Here is a 1,466-nt window from a genome sequence, read left to right as displayed (position 1 = left end):
CGCCGGCGCCGAGCAGGCGCACGCCGAGGAGCAGGCCCGGCTGCAGCGGCTGGCCCGAGCGGCCGCCGACCGGCGCGAGGGCCTGGCCCGGCTGTCCGGTCAGGTCGCCGCCCGGCGGTCCCGGGTCGAGGCCGGCGAGGGCGAGATCGCCCGCCTGCAGCAGGTGGCGGTCGCCGTCGTCGAGCGTGCCGAGAAGGCCGAGCGCGACTACGCGGCGCTGGAGGGGACCGTGCTGGACGTCGAGCACGGCGAGGAGGGGCTGGACGAGCACTACGAGCAGGCCGAGGACCGCCGTGCCGAGGCCGCGGAGGAGGTCGGGCGGCTCACCGAGGAGGTGCGGGACGCCCAGGCCGAGCAGGCCCGCTGGCAGGCCCGGGTCGAGGCGCTGTCGATGAGCCTGCGGCGCACCGACGGCGCCAGCGCCCTGCTGTCGGCCGACGGGGTGCAGGGGGTGCGCGGCACGGTCACCGAGCGCCTGCAGGTCGAGGCGGGCCGCGAGGGTGCCGTCGCGGCGGCGCTCGGGTGGGCCGGCGAGGCGCTCGTCGTCGACGGCCTCGAGCCGGCCCGGCAGGCGCTGGCGTGGCTGCGCGAGGAGGACCAGGGGCAGGCCGGGCTGCTCGTGCCGGAGCTCGTGGCCGGGGACGGCGAGGACCGCTCGGGGTGGCCGGACCTGCCGGGGTATGCCGTGTGGGCGGCCGACACCGTCCGCGCCCGGGACGGCGACGACGCGCTGCTGGCGGCGGTGGCCGGGCTGCTGCGCCGGGTCGCGCTCGTGCAGGACGCCGACGACGCCGCCCTCCTGGTGCGCGCCCTCCCGGGGGTCACCGTGGTCACCCCGGACGGCGACGTCTACGGCCCCGGGTGGGTCCGGGGCGGGTCCTCCGCGGCCCCCAGCCTGCTCGAGCTGACCTCGGCGCTGGAGGAGGCCGAGGCGGGCGTGGGCGAGGCGGTGGCGCGCGCCGAGCGCGCGACCTTCGCCCTCGGGTCCGCCCGCAAGGACCTGGAGGCGGCGCAGCAGGCCGCCGACGACGCGCTGGACGCGCTGCACGACTCGGACGCCCGGATGACGGCGGTCGCCGAGCAGCTCTCCCAGCTCGGTCAGACGATGCGCACGGCGCGGGCCGAGCACGAGCGGGCCACCACCGCCATCGGCACCGCCGAGGCGTCCCTGGCCACCACCCGGCAGGAGCTGGGCGAGCTCGAGCAGCGGCTGGCCGACGCCGAGCAGCTCGCCACCCAGGAGGGCACCGACGACCCGGACACCGGTGAGCGGGAGCGGCTCGCGGAGGCGGCCGCGCGGGCCCGCAGCGCCGAGACCGAGGCGCGGCTGGCGCTGCGCACGCAGGAGGAGCGGGTCACCGCGCTGGCCGGGCGCGCCGACCGCACGGAGGCTGTCCCGTAGACACACCTGACGCCGGAGACGAAGAGGAGAGTGGGGAACCTGGGGGGTCGCGTGTACTCAAAAA

The 1,466-nt window shown here is 78.5% G+C and carries 1 protein-coding gene; it reads left to right on the top strand.

Going from position 1 to position 1,466, the window contains the following annotated elements:
- Window positions 1-1,402, top strand: a 1,402-nt coding sequence (locus EUS26_RS16450) for a coiled-coil domain-containing protein (RefSeq protein ID WP_475297233.1), incomplete at its 5' end; no start/stop codon positions are given.
- Between the last annotated feature and the right edge of the window lie 64 nt (window positions 1,403-1,466).

Source organism: Serinicoccus sediminis (genome assembly GCF_004153545.1).
Classification (GTDB): Bacteria; Actinomycetota; Actinomycetes; order Actinomycetales; family Dermatophilaceae; genus Ornithinicoccus; species Ornithinicoccus sediminis_A.
Note: the sequence above shows the minus strand (reverse complement) of the source record. Positions and strands in the feature narration are given on the sequence as shown.